Origin of the sequence: Nonomuraea sp. NPDC049309, assembly GCF_043196965.1 — a bacterium.
GTDB classification, from domain to species: Bacteria; Actinomycetota; Actinomycetes; order Streptosporangiales; family Streptosporangiaceae; genus Nonomuraea; species Nonomuraea fastidiosa.
The window spans coordinates 659,613-679,431 of sequence record NZ_JBICSH010000002.1; the positions used below are offsets into that span (position 1 = coordinate 659,613).

At 71.4% G+C, this 19,819-nt stretch carries 19 protein-coding genes; 14 read left to right on the forward strand and 5 right to left on the reverse strand.

The features are described 5' to 3' along the window. Positions 1–38: 38 nt before the first annotated feature. Positions 39–401, reverse strand: a complete 363-nt coding sequence (locus ACGFIM_RS17020) for a hypothetical protein (protein ID WP_393201018.1) — start codon at positions 399–401, stop codon at positions 39–41. A gap of 161 nt (positions 402–562) precedes the next feature. On the opposite strand from ACGFIM_RS17020, the gene ACGFIM_RS17025 reads away from it, so the two are divergent. After that, entirely contained in the window at positions 563–3,565 is a 3,003-nt protein-coding gene (locus tag ACGFIM_RS17025) for a GH92 family glycosyl hydrolase (RefSeq protein WP_393201020.1), read from the forward strand. Positions 3,566–3,584: 19 nt separating this feature from the next. Here the strand turns inward: ACGFIM_RS17025 and ACGFIM_RS17030 are convergent, their stop codons facing one another. Continuing rightward, positions 3,585–4,673: an ROK family protein gene (locus ACGFIM_RS17030; RefSeq protein ID WP_393201022.1), complete on the reverse strand. Its 1,089-nt coding sequence runs from the start codon at positions 4,671–4,673 to the stop codon at positions 3,585–3,587. A gap of 112 nt (positions 4,674–4,785) precedes the next feature. On the opposite strand from ACGFIM_RS17030, the gene xylA reads away from it, so the two are divergent. The 9 genes from xylA to ACGFIM_RS17075 all read left to right on the forward strand — a co-directional run bounded on the left by xylA (position 4,786) and on the right by ACGFIM_RS17075 (position 13,395). After that, positions 4,786–5,940: a xylose isomerase gene (gene xylA, locus ACGFIM_RS17035; RefSeq protein WP_393201024.1), complete on the forward strand. Its 1,155-nt coding sequence runs from the start codon at positions 4,786–4,788 to the stop codon at positions 5,938–5,940. Further along, a complete protein-coding gene (locus tag ACGFIM_RS17040) occupies positions 5,937–6,680 on the forward strand; it encodes a sugar phosphate isomerase/epimerase family protein (RefSeq protein ID WP_393201026.1) in 744 nt (247 codons plus the stop codon). The genes xylA and ACGFIM_RS17040 overlap by 4 nt, the downstream gene beginning before the upstream one ends. Continuing rightward, the gene (locus tag ACGFIM_RS17045) at positions 6,677–7,777 is read left to right on the forward strand and encodes a Gfo/Idh/MocA family protein (RefSeq protein ID WP_393201028.1); all 1,101 of its coding nucleotides are present in this window, start codon (positions 6,677–6,679) and stop codon (positions 7,775–7,777) included. The genes ACGFIM_RS17040 and ACGFIM_RS17045 overlap by 4 nt, the downstream gene beginning before the upstream one ends. A gap of 102 nt (positions 7,778–7,879) precedes the next feature. Further along, on the forward strand, positions 7,880–9,217 hold the full coding sequence (locus tag ACGFIM_RS17050) for a S8 family serine peptidase (protein ID WP_393201030.1): 1,338 nt from the start codon (positions 7,880–7,882) through the stop codon (positions 9,215–9,217). A gap of 1 nt (position 9,218) precedes the next feature. Beyond that, entirely contained in the window at positions 9,219–9,440 is a 222-nt protein-coding gene (locus tag ACGFIM_RS17055) for a hypothetical protein (protein WP_393201032.1), read from the forward strand. Between the two features lie 47 nt (positions 9,441–9,487). Next, entirely contained in the window at positions 9,488–11,107 is a 1,620-nt protein-coding gene (lysS, locus tag ACGFIM_RS17060) for a lysine--tRNA ligase (protein WP_393201034.1), read from the forward strand. Next, positions 11,104–11,325: an AAA family ATPase gene (locus ACGFIM_RS17065; RefSeq protein ID WP_393201036.1), complete on the forward strand. Its 222-nt coding sequence runs from the start codon at positions 11,104–11,106 to the stop codon at positions 11,323–11,325. The genes lysS and ACGFIM_RS17065 overlap by 4 nt, the downstream gene beginning before the upstream one ends. 359 nt (positions 11,326–11,684) lie before the next feature. Then, positions 11,685–12,413 (forward strand): glycosyltransferase family 2 protein, encoded by a 729-nt coding sequence (locus ACGFIM_RS17070; protein ID WP_393201038.1) that lies wholly within the window; start codon positions 11,685–11,687, stop codon positions 12,411–12,413. Positions 12,414–12,432: 19 nt separating this feature from the next. Continuing rightward, entirely contained in the window at positions 12,433–13,395 is a 963-nt protein-coding gene (locus ACGFIM_RS17075; RefSeq protein WP_393201040.1) for a ketopantoate reductase family protein, read from the forward strand. Here the strand turns inward: ACGFIM_RS17075 and ACGFIM_RS17080 are convergent. Beyond that, complete coding sequence (locus ACGFIM_RS17080; protein ID WP_393201042.1) at positions 13,370–13,771, reverse strand: DUF6886 family protein; 402 nt, start codon at positions 13,769–13,771, stop codon at positions 13,370–13,372. The genes ACGFIM_RS17075 and ACGFIM_RS17080 overlap by 26 nt on opposite strands. A gap of 63 nt (positions 13,772–13,834) precedes the next feature. On the opposite strand from ACGFIM_RS17080, the gene ACGFIM_RS17085 reads away from it, so the two are divergent. Together ACGFIM_RS17085 and ACGFIM_RS17090 are read left to right on the forward strand one after the other, a co-directional pair. Then, positions 13,835–14,191 (forward strand): hypothetical protein, encoded by a 357-nt coding sequence (locus ACGFIM_RS17085; protein WP_393201044.1) that lies wholly within the window; start codon positions 13,835–13,837, stop codon positions 14,189–14,191. 133 nt (positions 14,192–14,324) lie between these two features. Next, a complete protein-coding gene (locus ACGFIM_RS17090) occupies positions 14,325–16,229 on the forward strand; it encodes a nitrate- and nitrite sensing domain-containing protein (RefSeq protein WP_393201046.1) in 1,905 nt (634 codons plus the stop codon). A 27-nt stretch (positions 16,230–16,256) separates the two neighbouring features. Here ACGFIM_RS17090 and ACGFIM_RS17095 read toward each other — a convergent pair whose 3' ends face one another. Both ACGFIM_RS17095 and ACGFIM_RS17100 read right to left on the reverse strand, forming a co-directional pair. Further along, positions 16,257–17,000 carry an MBL fold metallo-hydrolase gene (locus tag ACGFIM_RS17095; RefSeq protein WP_393201048.1) on the reverse strand — a complete coding sequence of 248 codons (744 nt, stop codon included), beginning with the start codon at positions 16,998–17,000 and terminating at the stop codon, positions 16,257–16,259. A gap of 9 nt (positions 17,001–17,009) precedes the next feature. Further along, positions 17,010–17,153, reverse strand: coding sequence for a hypothetical protein (locus tag ACGFIM_RS17100; protein WP_393201050.1), 144 nt, complete (start codon positions 17,151–17,153; stop codon positions 17,010–17,012). Between the two features lie 466 nt (positions 17,154–17,619). Here ACGFIM_RS17100 and rho point away from each other — a divergent pair, with 466 nt between their 5' ends. After that, a complete protein-coding gene (gene rho, locus ACGFIM_RS17105; protein ID WP_393201052.1) occupies positions 17,620–18,744 on the forward strand; it encodes a transcription termination factor Rho in 1,125 nt (374 codons plus the stop codon). A 37-nt stretch (positions 18,745–18,781) separates the two neighbouring features. Further along, entirely contained in the window at positions 18,782–19,819 is a 1,038-nt protein-coding gene (locus ACGFIM_RS17110; protein ID WP_393201054.1) for a putative RNA methyltransferase, read from the forward strand.

A 19,819-nucleotide genomic window follows, 5' to 3' on the forward strand; every position in this document is an offset into this window, starting at 1 on the left:
GTCACCAGACGACGGTGCGGACGGAGGTGAGCTCAGCGCTACTTGTCGCCGTCCGGCTTGCCGTCCTCCGGCTCAGCGCCGTCCGATTTCCCGTCCTCCGGCTTACCGCCGTCCGTCTTCTTCCCGTCCGTCTTCCCGGCGTCCGTCTTCCCGGCGGACGGGGTGGCGGTGGGTGAGGCTGTGGCCGTGGGAGTGGCCGTCGCGGAGGGTGCCGTGCCGGCCGCGGGTGAGGGGCCGTCGGCCGTGATGTACGCCAGCACGCCGATCGCCACGAACACCACCGACAGTACGGCGGCGGAGCCGTAACCGATCTTCCGCCTGAGACGGCGGCGCTGCTCGCGCCGCTTCGCTTCCTCGCGCCGCATCGCGGCCCGCCTGCGCTTCGCCTTTCTCTCTGACATGGGCTGCTCCCGAGGTACGGTCTCGGCCGTCACCATAGAAGGCACCGTGTAATGCGGATCTAAGACTCGGAAGATGCCAGATGACGCCCCGAAGTTGAAGATTTCTCCGGTCTTACAGGGGCGTTCACTGTCTGGTTAAGGTGGAGCAGTGTGATCACGAGGTGTTCTCTCCCCGTTCGTGGCTCGCCACGGCGTTAGCAGGTGCCGTCCTGGCCACCGGGCTCGCCGTACCGGCCGACGCAGCAAGCACCCCCTCCAAGCCTCCGAAGGTCACCGACCCCGCCGCGTACGTCGATCCGCTGATCGGCTCGGCCGGCGGCGGCAACACCTACCCCGGGGCCGTCGTGCCGTTCGGAATGATCTCGTGGAGCCCGACCAACACGGCGGGCGACCAGACGAACGCCGCCGGCTCCAACGGCTACTCCTACGACACACCGCGCGTGCGCGGGTTCGCGCTGACGCACGTCAACGGCGCGGGCTGCCACCCCGGAGCGGCGGGCGACGTGCCGATCATGCCGTTCGCGGGCGAGGTGACCTCGTCGCCGACGGCCGACACGACGGACGCGGTGTACGCGAGCTCGTTCGACCACGCCCATGAGAAGGCCGTGCCGGGCCGGTACACGGTGACGCTCGACTCGGGCGTGAAGACCGACCTCGCGGTCACCACGCGGGCCGGGGTCGGCGAGTTCACGTTCCCGAAGGGCTCGCCCGCGAACCTGCTGTTCCGGGTGTCGAACTCGCTGAACGGCAGCGAGGACGCCGAGATCACGATCGACCCGAAGGCGCGTACGGTGACCGGCTCGGTCCTGACCGGCGCCTTCTGCGGCCGCCGTGCCAACGGCGGCGAGAACAACCGCAAGAGCTACTACCGCCTGCACTTCGTGGCCACGTTCGACCGCGCGTTCTCCGGCCAGGGCACGTGGGTGAACGGCGAGCTGCGCAAGGGCGCGAAGACCGCCTCGGGCGGCGAGGGCTACGCGACGGGAGCCGACCGTGCGGGCCGTGGCTCCGGCGGATACGTCACCTTCGACACCTCGTCGGACGCGGACGTGCGGATGCGGATCGGCATCTCGTACACGAGCCTCGACGCGGCCCGCCGCAACCTGGAGACGGAGATCTCAAGCCACGACGGCGTGGACGCGGTGGCCGTGAAGGCCCGCAGGGCGTGGAACGACGCGCTGCGCTCGATCCAGGTGTCGGGCGGCACGCCCGACCTGCTGACCACGTTCTACACCGCGATGTACCACGTCTACCAGCAGCCCAACGTCACCAGCGACGTGGGCGGCACCTACCTGGGCAGCGACGGGAAGGTGCACCGGCTGAGCAAGGGCCAGAAGGTCCAGTACGGCAACTTCTCCGGCTGGGACCAGTACCGCGCGCACACCCAGCTCCTCGCCCTGCTCGAACCGCAGGTGGCCGGCGACTACGCCCAGTCGCTGTACAACCTGGCCAGGCAGAACGGCGGCGTCTGGGACCGCTGGGTGCACGTCAACGGCCCGACGCACGTCATGACCGGCGACCCGTCGGCGCCCGCGCTTGCCGGGTTCTACGCGCTCGGCGTGCGCAACTTCGACGTGCGGGGCGCGTTCGACTCGCTGTACAGGCAGGCGACGGTGCCGCACGAGTCGGGACTGTCGGACAGGGGCTGCCCGGGACAGTGCGAGGGCCAGCGGCCGAACCTGGCCGAGTACCTGCGCCTGCACTACGCGCCGCAGGACACCTGCCACTGCTGGGGCGGCGCGGCGGAGACGCTGGAGGACGCGACCGCCGACTTCGCGCTCGCCGACTGGGCCGCCCGGCTCGGCCGTCGCAAGGAGCGCGACGTGCTGCTGCCCAGGGCGAGCTGGTGGCGCAACACGTTCAACCCGTCGGCCGGGGCCGAGGGCGGCTACCAGCAGGCGCGCAAGGCCGACGGGAGCTGGGCGTGGCCGTTCTCGCCGACCTCGGAGTCCGGGTTCGCGCAGGGCACGAGCGCGACGTACACGTGGATGGTGCAGCACGACGTGTCGGGCCTGGCCGCCGCGATGGGCGGCAGGCAGGCGGCGGCCGCGCGGCTGGACGCCTTCTTCCACAAGCCCGACGGCTCGTGGGCGACGGGCGGCGACGGCTTCCGCTACGACCCGACCAACGAGCCGGGCATCCACGTGCCGTGGCTGTACAACGCGCTCGGGCAGCCGTGGAAGACCCAGGAGACCGTGCGGGCGATGGCCTCGCTGGTCTACAAGACGGGGCCGAGCGGCCTGCCGGGCAACGACGACCTCGGCACGATGTCGGCCTGGTACGTCTTCGCCGCGCTCGGCATGTACCCGCAGACGCCGAGCCGGGCGGAGATGCTGCTGTCCAGCCCGATGTTCCCGAAGGCGCGCATCGAGCGCGGCGACGGCACCACGATCACGGTGAACGCGCCGCAGGCCGGCCCTGACGCGATCTACGTGCAGAGCGTCAGGCTGAACGGCAGGCCGCACACCACGTCGTGGCTGCCGGAGTCGCTGCCGCTCAAGGGCGGCGAGGTGACGGTGAACGTGGGCACGGCGCCGAACAAGGAGTGGGCGACCGCCGAGTCCGACCTGCCCGTCGATCACGTGACGCCGGCGCGGGAGCCGATCCCGAACCTGCCCGAGAAGTGCGAGCCGGTCGGCGACGGATGCGCGCAGCGGCTGCAGTACGACGTGGACGGCGTCGCCACCACCGACGCGCGCCATGAGGGCAACCTGGACGGCAAGGGCTGGAGTTTCCCCGCCGAGCAGCTTCCCGAGCCCGGCGTGCGCGACGGCTTCCTCATCCCCGAGACCACGGGGACGGCGGGCAACTTCCACAGCCTGCGCGGGCAGCGCACCTACCTGACGCCCGGCCGCTACCAGGCGCTCGACCTGCTGGTCACGGCGGTCAACGGGGACCGGCAGACGGAGCTGACGATCGCCTACGCGGACGGCACCACCTCCACGGCCCCGCTGCGGGTGACGGACTGGGCCGCCTCGTCGGCGCACTTCGGCGAGGAGCCGGCGCTGACCGCCGACACCCGTTACAACGTCAATGGCACGGCCGACGGCCGCAAGGTGACGATCTGGCGGGTCTCGGTGCCGGTGGACGCCTCGCGCGAGGCGGTCTCGTTCACCAGCACGGCGGTGCCGGATCTGAAGGTGTTCGCGCTCACCGCACGATAGGGATCACGAGGGCGGCCGGTCACAGGCCGAGCAGCTTGGCGGGCTCGGCGATGATCTGCTGGATGACCAGCCCGGCCGCCCCCAGCACGGCGGCGTCGGAGCCGGTGGACGAGACGGCGAGCGCGGGAGGGCCGCCGCGCATCTGCCCGAGCCTGGTCTTCAATCCGGCGGAGACCGGCTCCGACAGCCAGGGGAACAGCGGCGCGAAGATGCCGCCGAGCACGATCGTGCCGGGGTCGAGCAGGTGCACGGCGGAGGTGAGCGCGACGCCGAGCGCGTGGCCCGCCCGCCGGCACGCCTCCAGGGCCGGCTCGTCGCCGGATTCCAGCGCGCGCACCAGCTCGGTCACCGAGCCGAGGTCGCCGAGCAGCGCGTCCTGGCCCGCGTACACCTCCAGGCAGCCGCGCCCGCCGCAGCGGCAGCCGGGCCCGTCGGGCACGACCACGACGTGGCCGAGCTCGCCGGCCAGCCCGTACGTGCCGCGGAACACGCCGCCCTGCACGACGAGGCCCGCGCCGATGCCGATCTCGCCGGAGACGTAGAGGAAGTCGCTGTCGCGCGGGCCGAACCACAGCTCGCCGAGCGCCGCCAGGTTGGCCTCGTTGTCGATCTCCAGGGGCACGTCCACCAGGTCGGCCACGCGGACGTCGCGCCAGCCGAGGTGCGGGGCGCTGCGCAGCGTGCCGCCTTCGACCAGGCCGGGCACGGCCAGGGCCGCCCCGATGACGCGCAGCCCTTCCGCGGCGGCCTCGGCGGTGATCTCCTTGGCCAGGACGCGCAGGCGTTCGAGGATGGCGGCGGGGTCGGAGTTGCGGTTGTCGGCGGGGATGAGGTGCCGCACCCGGACGGTACGGGTGAGGTCGACGACGCAGGCGGCGAGGTAGTCGATGTTGATCTCCAGCCCGAGCGCGGCCACCCGGTGCCCGCTGAGGCTGACCGCCACGCCGGGGCGCCCGCGCTCGCCCGCGCGCACGGCGCCGGTCTCGGTCACCGCGCCGGCCTCCAGGAGGTCGGCGACCAGGCTGGATACGGTGGTCTTGGTGAGCCCGGTCCTCTCGGCCAGCGCCGCGCGGGTGTGAGGTCCTGATCGGTGAATGGTCGCCAGCACTACGGCCAGGTTACGGGCACGCATGGAATCGTGCCTGACGCCTCTTGACGACACGGTGCCCACCTCCTCAGGATAAGTACAGATTATGGACTAATAGTTACAGGGGCCCGAAATGACCGATTCCTTCACGCCGACTCCCGAGGACCGCTTCACCTTCGGCCTGTGGACCGTGGGCTGGCAGGCCCGCGACCCGTTCGGCGACGCCTCCCGCCCGCCGCTCGACCCGGTGGAGACCGTCCACCGCCTCTCCGAGCTCGGCGCGTACGGCGTCACGTTCCACGACGACGACCTGCTCGCCGTCGAGCCCGACCGCGAGAAGGCCATCGCCGCCTTCAAGAAGGCGCTCGACGAGACCGGCATGAAGGTGCCGATGGCCACCACCAACCTGTTCACCCACCCGGTGTTCAAGGACGGCGCGTTCACCAGCAACGACCGCGACGTCCGCCGCTACGCGCTGCGCAAGGTCATGCGCAACCTCGACCTCGCCGCCTCGCTCGGCGCGAAGACGTACGTGTGCTGGGGCGGCCGCGAGGGCGCCGAGTCCGACGCCGCCAAGGACGTCAAGGCCGCGCTGGAGCGCTACAAGGAGGGCCTGGACGTCCTGTGCCAGTACGTCATCGACAAGGGCTACGACATCCGCTTCGCCATCGAGCCGAAGCCGAACGAGCCGCGCGGCGACATCCTCCTGCCCACGATCGGCCACGCCCTGGCGCTGATCAACGAGCTGGAGCACCCGGAGATGGTGGGCCTCAACCCGGAGGTCGGCCACGAGCAGATGGCCGGGCTCAACTTCGTCCACGGCATCGCCCAGGCGCTGTGGCACGGCAAGCTCTTCCACATCGACCTCAACGGCCAGCACGGCCCCAAGTACGACCAGGACCTCATCTTCGGCCACGGCGACCTGAAGAGCGCGTTCTTCCTGGTGGACCTGCTGGAGAACGGCGGCTACGACGGCCCGCGCCACTTCGACTACAAGCCGCTGCGCACCGAGGACAAGCAGGACGTGTGGGACTCCGCCGCGGCGAACATGCGCACGTACCTGATCCTCAAGGAGAAGTCGCGCGCCTTCCGCGCCGACCCCGAGGTGCAGGAGGCGCTCAAGGCCTCGCGCGTGGACGAGCTGGGCAAGCCCACGCTCGCCGAGGGCGAGACCTGGCAGGACCTCGCCAAGGACGACTTCGACGTGGATGAGGCGGCCGCCCGCGGCTTCCACTTCACCCGGCTCAACCAGCTCGCCCTCGAGCACCTGCTCGGGGTGCGTGGATGAGCGGGCCGCTCAGCGTCCAGCTCTACACCGTCCGCGAGGCGCTGGCCGAGGACCGCGACGCCACGCTGCGCCGCGTCGCCGAGGCCGGCTACCGCGCCGTCGAGCCCTTCGACCCGCTGAACGACCCGAAGGGCTTCCGCACGGTCGCCGACGACCTGGGGCTGAGCGTGTCGGGCACGCACGCGATCGCGCTGCTGCAGCGCGAGCCCGCTGAAGTGTTCGACGCGGCCGCCACGATCGGCACCGACAAGGTGATCGTCCCGGCCGGGATCGCGCAGGAGGAGTTCACCTCCCGCGACGGCCTCGGCCGGGCCGCCGACCTGCTCAACGGCCTGGCCGAGCAGGCGGCCCGGCACGGCGTACGGCTCGGCTACCACAACCACTGGTGGGAGCTCGAGCCGAAGGTGGACGGCAGGCACGCCATCGAGGCGCTCGCCGACCTGCTCGCGCCCGAGGTGTTCCTGGAGATCGACACCTACTGGGCGGCCGTGGGCGGCGCCGACGTGCCCGCCCTGCTCGGCCGCCTGGCCGGCCGGGTGGAGGCACTGCACGTCAAGGACGGCCCCGTGGTCAAGGGCGAGCCGCACACCGCGGTCGGCGCGGGCGCCATGCCGGTGCCGGCGATCCTGGCGGCCGCCCCCGACGCCCGGCGCGTGGTCGAGCTCGACGAGTGCGCGACGGACATCTTCGATGCCCTCGCGCAAAGCCACACGTACCTCACCTCATTGGAGGGCTCGTGAGCGATGGCCCCGTCGGCGTCGCCATCGTCGGCGCCGGTGTGATCAGCGGCCAGTACCTGCGTAACCTCACCTCGTTCCCCGACGTGCGCGTGCTCGCCGTCGCCGACATCGACACGGCCAGGGCCGCGTCCGTGGCCCGCGAGCACGGCGTGGAGGTGTCCGGCACGCTCGCCGACGCCCTCGCCGTGCCCGGGGTGGAGATCGTCGTCAACCTCACCGTCCCGTCCGCGCACGCGGCCGTCGCGCTGGAGAGCCTGCGCGCCGGCAAGCACGTGTACGGCGAGAAGCCGATGGCGATGACCCCCGGCGAGGCCGCCAAGGTCATGTCGGAGGCGGAGAACCGCGGGCTGCGGGTGGGCGGCGCGCCCGACACGTTCCTCGGCGCGGGCCTGCAGTCGGCGCTGCGGGCCATCGCGTCGGGCACGATCGGCAGGCCGGTGGCGGTCACCGCGGCCACACAGAGCCTCGGGCCGGAGTCGTGGCACCCCAACCCGGAGTTCTTCTACCAGCCGGGCGGCGGCCCGCTGTTCGACCTCGGTCCCTACTACCTGACGGCGCTGGTCGCGCTGCTCGGCCCCGCCGTCCGGGTGGCGGCGGGCACGCGCAGGGCCCGCGACCAGCGGGTGGTCGGCTCGGGGCCGAAGGCGGGCACGCTCTTCCCCGTGGACGTGCCCACCCACGTCAACGCCCTGCTGGACTTCCCCGGCACGGCGACGGCGTCGGCCACGTTCAGCTTCGACTCACCGATCAGCAAGACGATGATCGAGGTGATCGGCACCGAGGGCGCGCTCTCGCTGCCCGATCCCAACACGTTCGAGGGGCCGCTGCTGGTGCGCCGGCCGGGCGATGCCGACTGGCGCGAGCTGCCGGTCACCGGCACGACGGCGGGGCGGGGCATCGGCGTGCTCGACATGGCGCGGTCGATCCGTGCGGGAGTGCCGCACCGCGCCTCCGGCGAGCTGACCTACCACGTGCTCGAGCTGATGTCGGCGATCACGGAGTCGGGCGAGCGGTCCGAGTTCCGCGACATCGACTCCGCTCCCGAGGCTCCGGCGCCGCTGCCGGAGGACTGGGATCCGTACGCGGCCACCCTGTGACGAGCGCGTGTGACCGGGCCCGGCGGCGGGTCCGGTCCCACGGGTGTCTCCGGTGATTACCATGGGTAATCATGCGGTAACCGAACGCTCAAGGGGATGCCCATGCGTGTCATGATCCAGCTCCGGCCGGCCGCCGACGTCGTCGCGTCGGTGATGGACACCGGAGCGAGCAGCGCGGCGGCCGACGTCGCGGGCGACCTGCCGGGGGTCGCCATCGACGAGGCGTTCGAGCCCGTCGCCGTGCCCCGCCCCGTCTCGCTCTCGCCCCACCAGCGCATGCAGTTCTCGATGACGCCGGAAGACGCCTCGGTGCTCGTCAGGGGCGAGATCTCCGACGGCGACCTGGCGACCCGCTCCGCGCTGCTGACCTCCTCCGTACGCGAGGTCGCCGGCGTCTTCGCCGACCCGCACATCCAGCCGCACCCCGTCTGCGGCGGCGACGGCCCCGTGGGCGACTGGCGGGAGGTCAGGGGGCTGCTGCACGCCGAGGAGCTGTGGGAGGCGGGCCACGACGGCGAGGGCGTCACGGTCGCGATCGTCGACGGCGGGGTCGACGCCGACCACGTCGCCGCCCGCATCGGCCACGAGGTGACGCTCGACGCCCAGCGGAGCTGGAGCCCGCCCGGCGTGCCCGCGCGGCCCGGTCGCCACCCGGTCGGCCACGGCACGATGTGCGCGTTCGACGTGCTGCTCGCCGCGCCCAAGGCGACGCTGCTCGACATCCCCGTGCTGCTCAGCAGGCGCGAGGGCGGCTCGCTCGCCGACGGCCTGCTGTCGGACGCGCTGGCCGCATACGCCCACCTCGACCGCGTGCTGCGGGCCATGCCGGCCGAGTCCAGGGCGCTGGTGGTGAGCAACAGCTGGGGGCTGTTCTCGCCCGACATGGACTTCCCGCCAGGCCATCCCGGCAACTACTCCGACAACCCTGCGCACCCCTTCAACGTGATCGTGGGCAGCCTGGCGGAGGCGGGCGCCGACATCCTGTTCTCGGCGGGAAACTGCGGCCGCGAGTGCCCCGACGGGCGCTGCGGCTACCCCGACAGGACCATCGTGGGCGCCAACTCGCACCCCGCCGTGCTGTCCGTCGGCGGCGTCGACACGCGGGGCGAGCGGGTCGGCTACTCCTCGCAGGGGCCCGGCAGGCTGTCGGAGCGCAAACCCGACCTGTGCGCCTACACGCACTTCGCGGGGTCGGATGCGGTCGGCCCCGCCGACACCGGCACCTCCGCGGCCTGCCCGGTCGCGGCCGGCGTGGTGGCCGCCGTCAGGACGCGCCGCTCGGCGACCGAGCTGTCGCCCGCCCAGCTCCGTACGCTGCTCCACCGCACCGCCGACGACCGCAGCACGGTCGGCTTCGACTACGACTACGGCTTCGGCGTCATCGACCCGCCCGGCGTGCTCGCCGCGCTCGCCCGGCAGAACCGCACCGTCGCGGCCTGACATGGCGATGATCCAGGTACGCCTGCCGCCCGATGCCACCCTGGGCGACGCGCTGCGCCTGCTCGGCCTGTCCGACGACGACGCCGACGCCGACTTCGGGCTCGTGCCCGTCGCCCCCGGCCGCCACGTCCTGCGGGTCACCGACGAGGCGGCGCGACGGGTCAGCCACGAGCTCGCCGAGGTCTTCGCCGACCCCCGCATCGAGCCCCACGACCCCCTATGAGCCGAATCGCGTTGGCTTACGGCTCGCGGAGCCGCGACAATGCTGCGATGGCTGACAGTAGGGAGACCGACTGGGTCTCCAGGTTCGCGGACGAGGTGATCTCCGAGGCGGAGCGGCGCGCGCCCGGCCGGCCGATCGTCTGCGCCTCAGGGCTGAGCCCGTCGGGCCCGATCCACCTGGGCAACCTGCGCGAGATCATGACGCCCCACCTGGTCGCCGACGAGATCAGGCGGCGCGGTCACGAGGTCGTCCACCTGCTGTCGTGGGACGACTACGACCGCTTCCGCAGGGTGCCCGCCGGCATCGACCCGTCATGGGCCGAGCACATCGGCAAGCCGCTGACCGCGGTGCCCGCCCCGCCCGGCAGCCCCTACGCCACCTGGGCCGAGCACTTCAAGGCGCCCTTCGTGGAGGCGCTGGCCGAGCTGGGCGTCGAGGTCCACGCCATCAGCCAGACCGAGCAGTACACGTCGGGGGCCTACCGCGAGCAGATCCTGCTGGCGGTGCGCGAGCGGGCGAAGATCGACGCCGTGCTCTCCCGCTACCGCACCAAGCAGCAGGGCGAGCCGGCCCGGGAGGGCGAGTACTTCCCGTACAAGCCGTACTGCGAGCTGTGCGGGCGCGACCTCACCACGGTCACCGCCTACGACGACGAGACCACCGAGCTCGCCTACACCTGCGAGTGCGGCTTCGGCGAGACCGTGCGGCTGGCCGAGCACGACAAGGGCAAGCTGGTGTGGAAGGTCGACTGGCCGATGCGCTGGGCCCACGAGGGGGTGATCTTCGAGCCGTCGGGCGTCGATCACCACTCGCCGGGTTCGGCGTGGGTCGTGGGCGGTCAGATCGTGCGCGAGGTGTTCGGCGGCGAGCAGCCGATCGGGCCGATGTACGCGTTCGTCGGCATCACCGGCATGGCCAAGATGAGCAGTTCGAAGGGCGACGTGCCGACGCCGTCCGACGCGCTGCGCATCATGGAGGCGCCGGTGCTGCGCTGGCTGTACGCCCGCCGCAAGCCCGCCCAGTCGTTCAAGATCGCCTTCGACCACGAGATCCAGCGGCTGTACGACGAGTGGGACGCGCTCGGCCGCAAGGTCGAAAGCGGCCAGGCGCAGCCCGCCGAGCTGGCCGCCTACACCAGGGCCGTGTCCACCGCCGCGGGCCCGCTGCCGGCGACGCCCCACCCGGTGGCCTACCGCACGCTCGCCTCGGTGCTCGACATCACCACCGGCCACGCCGAGCAGACCCTGCGCATCCTGCGCGACCTCGACGGCGTGCGGTCGCTCGACGAGGTGCGGCCCCGGCTCGACAGGGCGCAGCGCTGGGTGGCCGAATACCTGCCCGCCGACCAGCGCACGCGGGTGCGCGAGTCGCCCGACCACGAGCTGCTCGGCTCGCTCAGTGACGGCGAGCGCGAGGCGCTGCGGCTGCTCGCCGACGGCCTCGACAACTGGACGCTCGACGGTCTGACCGAGCTCGTGTACGGCGTGCCGAAGATCCAGGCGGGCCTGCCGCCGGACGCGAAGGCCACGCCCGAGCTCAAGGCGGCGCAGCGGGAATTCTTCGCGCTGCTGTACAAGCTGCTGGTCGGCCGCGACACGGGCCCCCGGCTGCCCACGCTGCTCATGGCGGTGGGCGCCGATCAGGTGCGCAAGCTGGTCGGGCGGTGAAGGGCGTCGTCGTCATCACCGGCGTCTCGGCCGCGGGCAAGTCCACGGTGGCGCAGGGCCTGGCCGAGCGGCTGCCGCGCGCGGCGCACGTACGGGGCGACGTGTTCCGCCGGATGGTGGCCGGCGGGCGTGCGGAGATGACGCCGAAGGCGGGTGCCGAGGCGGTGCGCCGGCTTCATCTGCGTTATCGGCTCGCCGCCGTCACGGCCGATACATAGTGCGATGCCGGATTTACGGCAATCGTTCAAGATGTCATTCTTGGGCGCAATCCACGGCCATTTGTGGAAATGATACGATCGCGGCCGATTTATGTGATCGTATTGACCCCGGATCACGCGCCCGCGCCAAGACCGGCTACGGCGGCGGATGGACGATCGCCCAGCTAGACGCCGCACTCAGGGAGGAGACGCCGCGTATCGGCCTGTGGCTCGACACCTCGCGGCAAACGCCCGGCGAGACCATTGACGAGATCATTTCCAAGGCCAGAGAAGCACAAATAGCGGACCCGCCGGGATAATCGCCACCTCTGCAAGAAATCATCAAGCGGCTTGCATGTGCACGGGGAAACCTTTGTGGCATGAACAAGCCGCCTTTCGCCGCGAGCGTCAGTGTCATCGTCCCCGCGATGAACGAGGCCGAGAACCTTCCTCACGTCTTCGCCACGCTGCCCGACTGGATCGACGAGGTCATCCTCGTCGACGGCAACTCGACCGACGACACCGTCGCCGTCGCGCGCAGGCTGCGCCCAGACCTCCGGGTCGTCACCCAGAGCGGGCGCGGCAAGGGCAACGCCCTCATCGAGGGCTTCCAGGCCGCCCGCGGCGACATCATCGTCATGATCGACGCGGACGGCTCGACCGACGGCAGGGAGATCCGCTCCTTCGTCGCCACCCTCATCAACGGCGCCGACTTCGCCAAGGGCTCCAGGTACGCCCCTGGTGGCGGCTCGGACGACCTCAGCCCGATCCGCTCGCTCGGCAACAGGTTCCTCACCGCGATCACCAACCTGCTCTACGGCACCCGCTACACCGACCTCTGCTACGGCTACAACGCCTTCTGGCGGCGCCACCTGGAGGTGCTCGACCTCGACTGCGACGGCTTCGAGATCGAGACGCTGATGAACGTCCGCGCCGCCCAGGCCGGCCTGGTCATCCGCGAGGTCCCGAGCCGCGAGCGCTCCCGCATCCACGGCACCAGCAACCTGCACGCCGTGCGCGACGGCTGGCGGGTGCTGCGGACCATCTGGCGCGAGCGGTCGCGCGGGGCCGCCGTCACCGGCAGGACCCAGGTGGCACTGGCGAAATGAGGAGTGACATCCTCGAACAATGCGCTACATAGTGATCGGAGCAGGAGCGGTCGGGGGCACGATCGGGGCCCGCCTGTTCCAAGGTGGGCACGAGGTCGTCCTCATCGCGCGCGGAGCACACTACGAGGCTCTCAAGCGTGACGGCCTGCGCCTGATCACCCCCGACTCCGCCGAGACCCTGCCCATCCCCGCCGCCGACGGCCCGATCCCCACCCGCGACGGCGACGTGCTCATCGTCGCCACCAAGACGCAGGACACGATCGCCGCGCTGGCCCCGTGGTCGCCCGACCTGCCCGTGGTGTGCGCCCAGAACGGCGTGGCCAACGAGCGCATCGCGCTGCGGCGCTTCGAGCGCGTCTACGGCATGTGCGTCTGGCTGCCGGCCCAGATCCCCGCACCGGGCACCGTGGCGGCGCACGGGCACCCGTACTCGGGGATGCTGCACGTCGGCCGCTATCCCCAGGGTGTGGACGACCTCGCCGAGCAGATCGCCGCCGACCTCGGCAAGCACGGCCTGGTCGGGCGCACCTCGCCGGACGTGATGCGCTGGAAGTACGGCAAGCTGCTCGGCAACCTGGCCAACGCCGTGGAGGCGCTGGTCGGCCACGTGCCCGGCATGTCGGACCTCGCCGAGCTGGCCAGGGCCGAGGCGCGCACCGTGCTCGACCGGGCCGGCATCGCCTACAACACGCCCGAGGAGGAGGCCGAGGTCCGCGGCCACAAGGTGGACGCCAAGCAGATCGAGGGCGTCGAGCGCGCCGGCGGGTCGTCCTGGCAGAGCCTGGCCAGGGGCAGCGGCTCGATCGAGTCCGACTACCTCAACGGCGAGATCGTGCTCATCGGCCGCATGCACGGCGTGCCGACGCCGGTCAACGAGACGCTGCGGCGCGAGGCCAACAGGGTCGCCCGCGAGCGGCTCGCCCCCGGCTCGATGACCCCTGACCAGGTGCGCGCGCTCATCGACGCGCGTTCCGCAGCCTGATCCCGCTGAGCTCCAGGGTGCCGGCGATCACCTCGTCCCAGAACGGCCAGAGCCGGTCCAGCACCCTGAGCTGGATGCCCGCCTCCTCGTGCAGCGCCGGCAGGTCGCCCACCGGCTCCGGCGGGCCGAGCGGCGTCACCGGGACCGTGGAGACCATGGCCGTCGGCGGGTCGCCGATGGGTTGGATGGTGCCGGCGGGCAGCCGGTAGGCGTACAGGCGGACGTTCATCATCGGCTTGAGCCGGCCGTACTCGATGGCGTGCACGCGCGGCCCGCAGCCGGCTGGTCGGCGCCACGCGCGGCGCGAAGTGCTCGATCGTCGGGTCTTCCGAGCAGTGCGGAACCTCCCCAGGCGCGGGCCTCGTGAGCGCATCATCGCGCATATCCCGCCGATCGCCGGGCAGTGGAGAGCCTCTCTTTCCGACAAGGGGTGAGTCAGATGATCGTGCTGGGACTGCTCATGATCCTGCTCGCCGGTGCCGCCTTCGCCCTGGTGCTCTTCGAGCAGAGCTCCAGGTACGTCCTGTTCGGCCAGGCCGTCGAGCTCGGGTACGTCGAGATGTTCCTCGCGGGGGCCGCCGCCGCGGCGCTGCTGCTGGTGGGCCTCTGGCTGATGGGCGCGGGTTCGCGCAGGACGGCCAGGCAGCGGCGCCGGCTGCGCAGCGCGCGGGCCGAGGCCTCCGGCCGGGTGGCCCGGCTGGAGGACGAGAAGCGCGAGCTGGAACGGCGGCTCGAGCGCGAGCGCGCGAGCGACGGCGACCACCTGGTGGCCGGCCGTGCCGAAGAGCGCGGCTGACCGGGCGGCTCCGGGGAGCCGGGCGGCGGCCGCGTACGGTCCGGCCGGCGAAAGAACGCCACAGACGCCCGGAAATCCCCGCAAAGGGGGGGTGTAATCTGCGAGGCGGTCTCATCATGCACCCGGAGGTCGCATGCCCCCCACGCGTGGCCGCCCCATCACCGTCAAGCTGCTCGTCCTCCTGCTCGTTCCGCTGCTGTCCCTGGTGGGTTTGTGGGCCTTCGCGGCCGGCCTGACCGGTGGCGACGGCCTGCGCCTGCTGGAGGCCAACGAGCTGGCGGAGCACCTGACAAGCCCGTCCACGCAGGTCACCGTCGCGCTGCAGGATGAGCGGCTGGCCTCCGTCGAGTTCATGATGGGCCGGCGCAAGGCCGCCGAGGTGAAGAAGGAGCGCGGCAAGACCGACGAGGCGATCAAGCGCTTCCGCGCGTCGGCGGGCCGCGCCCGCAACCTGTCGCCGGAGATGACCACCCAGCTCCAGGCGCTGAACGTCAAGCTCGACCAGCTTCCCGAGATCCGCCGCCAGGTGGACGTCAACGTCGTCGAGCCCATCGACGTCATCGACGACTACAACCAGATCGCCGACGCCTCGTTCCGCCTGTACGACGCCATGATCATGGTGCCGGAGCAGTCGCTCTACCAGCAGGCGCGAGCGATGATCACCATGGGCGAGGCCACCGAGGTGCTCTCCAGGCAGCGCGCGGTCATCGCGGCCGTGCTGGCCCGCGGCCGCCTCGACGGGCGCGAGCGGGAGGCCTTCACCGGCATGGTGGCCACCAGGCGGCTGCTGTTCGCGCAGGCGATGTCGTACCTGGACGGCGGGCTGCGCGGGCCGTACGAGCGGCTGTCGGGCTCGCCCGTCTACAAGGAGTGGACGACGGCCGAGGACGCGGTCAAGGACCAGTCGCCGAATGACGGCCTGCCCGCGGCTGCGGCCACCTGGCCCATCGACGGCGAGAACCTCTGGAACGCGGTGCAGCGCAACCAGACCGAGACCACGCGGGCGCTGGCCGAGCGGGTGCGGCCGACTGCGGTCGGCATGCTCGTCAAGATCGGCGTGGCGGCCGGCGCCGGCCTCATCGCGGTCGCCGCCTCGATCCTGCTCTCGCTGCGCTTCCGCAATCGGCTGGTACGCGAGCTCGCCCGCCTGCGCGACGCCGCCACCGAGCTGGCCGAGGTACGGCTGGCCGGGCTGGTCAAGCGGCTGCGCACGAACACCGAGCCGCCCACGTCCGCCGAGATCGCGCCGCTTGAGGTCGAGGCGACCACCACGGAGATTCACGACATCGTCAAGGCGTTCAACGAGGTGCAGGCCACGGCCGTGGAGGCGGCGGTGGACCAGGCGCGGCTGCGGCACGGCGTCAGCCAGGTCTTCGTGAACCTGGCCAGGCGCAACCAGTCGCTGCTGCACCGCCAGCTCATGCAGCTCGACAGCATGGAGCGGGAGACGGAGGCGCCGGAGATGCTGGCCGACCTGTTCAAGCTCGACCACCTCACCACCCGCATGCGCCGCCACGCGGAGAGCCTGATCATCCTGTCCGACCAGGCGCCGGGCCGCGCCTGGCGCAAGCCGGTGCCGGTGCTCGACGTGCTGCGCGCGGCCATCGCCGAGGTGGAGGAGTACGAGCGGGTCGAGGTGCTCTCGCCGCCGCCCGTCTTCCTGGTCGGCTCGGCGGTGACCGACGTCGTCCACCTGATGGCGGAGCTGATCGAGAACGCCACCCTCTTCTCCCCGCCGAAGACCCGGGTGGACGTGCGCGCCGCGCTCAGCCCGCACGGCATGGTCGTCGAGGTGGAGGACCGCGGTCTCGGGCTGCCCCGCACCGAGCTCGACGAGCTGAACGACCGGCTGGCCAACACGCCCGAGTTCGACCTGGCGCAGAGCGACCGGCTCGGCCTGTTCGTGGTCTCCAGGCTGGCGGCCAGGCACGGCATCAAGGTGGTGCTGGTGTCCTCGCCGTACGGCGGGCTGACCGCCAGGGTCGCGCTGCCGTCGTCGCTGCTCGCCGACCAGCCCGCGCTGGCCGGGCACGCCTGATCGGCGACGTTCGTCGAGCGGCCGGGGTCAGAGCCGGTGGAACGGCTCGCTGAAGTGCGCGGTGGCGAGGATCGCGCGCTCGGCCCGCAGCTCGGCGAGCATCTCGGCGCGGGTGCGTGCGGCGGTCTCCTGGTCCTCGTCGTAGAGGTAGCGGATGGCCGGGTCGGCGAGCTGCACGGGGTGGAGTACCAGGTCGCCGGTCATGGCCAGCTCTCCCGCGCGGGCGATCTGGTGCCCGGGGGTGTGGCCGGGCGTGGCGTGCACGTGGATGCCGGGCGCGACCTCGGCGTCGCCGTCGACGACGTGGAGCTGCGCCTTGAGCGGGGTGACGATCTCGTCGAGCATCCGGCCGCGGGCGGCGTCGAGCTCGGCCCGCTGGAGGACGTGGCGTGCGTTCTCGAACACCGGCCTGCCGTCGCTGACCGTGCCCGAGGCGTGGTCGCCGTGCAGGTGAGTGAGGATGACCGTGTCGATCTCGCCGGGCGTGACGCCCGCGGCGGCCAGCTCGCCGTGCAGCATGCCGGGAACCGGGGCCCAGCTCGACACCGGGGAGTCCGCGGCGCCGATGCCGGTGTCGACCAGGGTCAGCCGGCCCGCGGCGTCGCGGATCAGATAGCAGTGGAAGTGGAGGACCCAGGGCTCGTCCGGCAGCCCGGAGCCGGGGAACAGCTCGGCCGGCGGGCGGGCGATGGACGGCCCCATGGGTCCTACGGCGTCGCAGAGGGGTGTCACCTCGACGCCGGAGGTGGTGCTGATCGGAGGGTGTGGCACCCGACCAGCCTAGGCGGCGACGGGCTCCCGCGGAACGTACTCGTTCTCGATGTCGGCGGCGTAGACGGCGCGGCGGCAGTGCGCGCAGCGGTAGATGATCGGGCCCTCGTCGAGCTCGTGGTGGCACCGCGGGCAGCGGCTGACGGTCTTCATGGGTGCTCTCCTGAGGAGTCTTTCTTCCTATGTCTTACGGAACCCTCATCGGGTTGCAGGGTCCCTGCATGCCGCTTGACACGATGGCGGCACGCCGATGGGGCCCCGATACGGGCCCGATGTGGGTTCTGTCTCGTTGAGAAACACCTGCTGCGGTCAAATTCCTCGCGAGCCGGTGTCGCATAGAACATTGTCACCCTCAAGACACTCGCGCGCGTGCGAAGACACGAGAACAGCCCGGGAATAGCCCATCAGGGCTAGGCGTTGTATGGGGCAGATCGTGTGGTATGTTCCGACTGAGCGTTGAGCTTCAGCTCCGCTCACGTCTCATATCGGGCTCCGCCCTTCTGTTTCGGGCCGTTTGTTTCCTTCTGCCCGTTTTCCGTACGGCGCGTTGCCCTGCTTCTCACTCATCACCTGCCGATCGCCTTCGCACGATCAGGCGCATCTCCCTCAAGGGGCTCACATGCTCGACACCTCTGCGCACACCATTCCCGCGCAGCGCACGCCCACCTCCCAGGTCCGCTCCGTGAAGCGCGGCCTGCTGGACGTGCGCGACAAGTCCGCCTTCATCCGGGTGGGCCACCTGCCGGGACCCGGCGACGTCCGCGTCCCGCCCGAAAAGATCCGCCAGTACGGCCTGCGCCCCGGCGACCACGTCACCGCCCGCTTCGCGGGCAACAAGCTCATCGCCGTCGACGCCGTCAACGGGCTGTCCGACTGGCGTGACCGGCCGGACTTCGCCGCGCTCACCCCCGTGCACCCCACAGAGCGGCTGCACATCGAGACCGAGTCGCTCAGCACCCGCGTCATCGACCTGTTCGCCCCCATCGGCAAGGGGCAGCGCGGCCTCATCGTGGCCCCGCCCAAGGCCGGCAAGACCATGGTCATGCAGGCGCTGGCCGCCGGCATCAGCCGCAACCACCCCGAAGTCCACCTCATGGTGCTGCTCGTCGGCGAGCGGCCCGAGGAGGTCACCGACATGCGCGCCCGCATCGACGGCGAGGTGTACGCATCCACCTTCGACCACCCCGACCGCGACCACACCGCACTCGCCGAGCTGGTCATCGAGCGGGCCAAGCGGCTCGTCGAGTCCGGCCGCGACGTGGTGGTGCTGCTGGATTCGCTGACGCGGCTGGGGCGGGCGTACAACAACGTGGCGCCCGGCGGCGGGCGCGTGCTGACGGGCGGCATCGACGCCCGCGCGCTGTATCCGCCGAAGCGCTTCTTCGGTGCCGCGCGCAACGTCGAGGGCGGCGGCTCGCTCACCATCCTCGCCACCGCGCTCGTGGACACGGGCTCGCGGATGGACAACAACCTGTACGAGGAGTTCAAGGGCACCGGCAACATGGAGGTGCACCTGACCCGCGAGCTGGCGGAGCGGCGGCTGTTCCCCGCCGTGGACCTCGACGCCTCCGGCACCCGCCGCGAGGAGATCCTGCTGCACGAGCAGGAGCGGCGGATCGTCTGGCGGTTGCGCCGCTCACTGTCGGCGATGGAGCCGGCGCGCAAGATGGAGGTGCTGGCCGAGCGGCTGCGCTCGACGCCGTCCAACGCCGCCTTCCTCATGGAGGCCGCCGCTGCGGCCTGATCGGGCACCCCACCTGCGCGTGCACCAGAATGGCCGCATGCTGGCCGACATCGTCGAACACCTCATCTGTCCCGTCTGCGGGGTCGATCGCCAGGCCGGGCTGCGGCTCGACGCCGGCGCCCTGCGCTGCGCCGCCGGGCACTCCTTCGACGTGGCGCGGCAGGGATACGTCAGCCTGCTGGTCGGCTCGCGGCCGCCGGGCACCGCCGACACCGCCGCCATGGTGGCGGCAAGGGCCGCGTTCCTCGGCGAAGGCCACTACGAACCGCTTGCGAATGCGCTCGCCGAGGCCGTCCTGACCTGCATAGATGCAGCAGAACATGAGTCCTCTACCGAAACGAATGACGGCGCGGGGTTGAGGGCGTACCGTGGGGCGGGAGTGGAGGCCGGCGACGGCCCGGTACGAGCTTCCGGGCGGCAGCCGGACACCGTCGGCGACCGTGGCGCGGTGGGCAGGATCTCGCCGGTGGTCGTCGACGCGGGCACGGGCACCGGGCACTATCTGGCGGCCGTGCTGAATGCGATGAACGATGGCATCGGGATGGCGTTCGATGTGTCGAAGCACGCTGTACGCCGGGCGGCGCGGGTGCATCCCAGGGCAGGGGCGTTCGTGGCCGACGTGTGGCGCCCGCTTCCGATCAGGAGCGGGGTGGCCGATGTGGTGATCGACGTGTTCGCGCCCAGGAACGGGCCCGAATTCCGGCGCATCCTGCGTCCCGGCGGCGCTGCCGTGGTCGTCACTCCGGCGCCGCATCACCTGAGTCCGCTGGTCGGGGAGCTGGGGCTGCTCTCGGTGGACGAGGAGAAGGAGCGCAGGGTGGCACGCAGCCTCGACGGTTTCGTGGAGATCGACCGGCGCTCGATCGATTTCGAGATGGAGCTGGGGCATGGGGACATCACCCAGGTCGTCGGTATGGGACCGAATGCATGGCATAACGACCCGGCCACGCTCGATGAGCGAATTGCCGCATTTGTGGCAAGAAATGTCGCCGCAGGAAAACACGGTGTAGTTACCCGTGCGGCATTCCATCTGTCCATCTTCGAACCGGCACCCCGTTCAAGCGCCGTTTCTTGA

Coding starts and splice junctions, on each gene's coding strand:
- ACGFIM_RS17085 (WP_393201044.1), top strand. CDS start 13,835: ATGATCGTGCTGGGACTGCTCATGATCCTGCTCGCCGGTGCCGCCTTC.
- ACGFIM_RS17110 (WP_393201054.1), top strand. CDS start 18,782: ATGCTGGCCGACATCGTCGAACACCTCATCTGTCCCGTCTGCGGGGTC.
- ACGFIM_RS17020 (WP_393201018.1), bottom strand. CDS start 401: ATGTCAGAGAGAAAGGCGAAGCGCAGGCGGGCCGCGATGCGGCGCGAG.
- ACGFIM_RS17090 (WP_393201046.1), top strand. CDS start 14,325: ATGCCCCCCACGCGTGGCCGCCCCATCACCGTCAAGCTGCTCGTCCTC.
- rho (WP_393201052.1), top strand. CDS start 17,620: ATGCTCGACACCTCTGCGCACACCATTCCCGCGCAGCGCACGCCCACC.
- ACGFIM_RS17040 (WP_393201026.1), top strand. CDS start 5,937: ATGAGCGGGCCGCTCAGCGTCCAGCTCTACACCGTCCGCGAGGCGCTG.
- ACGFIM_RS17050 (WP_393201030.1), top strand. CDS start 7,880: ATGCGTGTCATGATCCAGCTCCGGCCGGCCGCCGACGTCGTCGCGTCG.
- ACGFIM_RS17075 (WP_393201040.1), top strand. CDS start 12,433: ATGCGCTACATAGTGATCGGAGCAGGAGCGGTCGGGGGCACGATCGGG.
- lysS (WP_393201034.1), top strand. CDS start 9,488: ATGGCTGACAGTAGGGAGACCGACTGGGTCTCCAGGTTCGCGGACGAG.
- ACGFIM_RS17100 (WP_393201050.1), bottom strand. CDS start 17,153: ATGAAGACCGTCAGCCGCTGCCCGCGGTGCCACCACGAGCTCGACGAG.
- ACGFIM_RS17055 (WP_393201032.1), top strand. CDS start 9,219: ATGGCGATGATCCAGGTACGCCTGCCGCCCGATGCCACCCTGGGCGAC.
- ACGFIM_RS17080 (WP_393201042.1), bottom strand. CDS start 13,771: ATGATGCGCTCACGAGGCCCGCGCCTGGGGAGGTTCCGCACTGCTCGG.
- ACGFIM_RS17070 (WP_393201038.1), top strand. CDS start 11,685: ATGAACAAGCCGCCTTTCGCCGCGAGCGTCAGTGTCATCGTCCCCGCG.
- xylA (WP_393201024.1), top strand. CDS start 4,786: ATGACCGATTCCTTCACGCCGACTCCCGAGGACCGCTTCACCTTCGGC.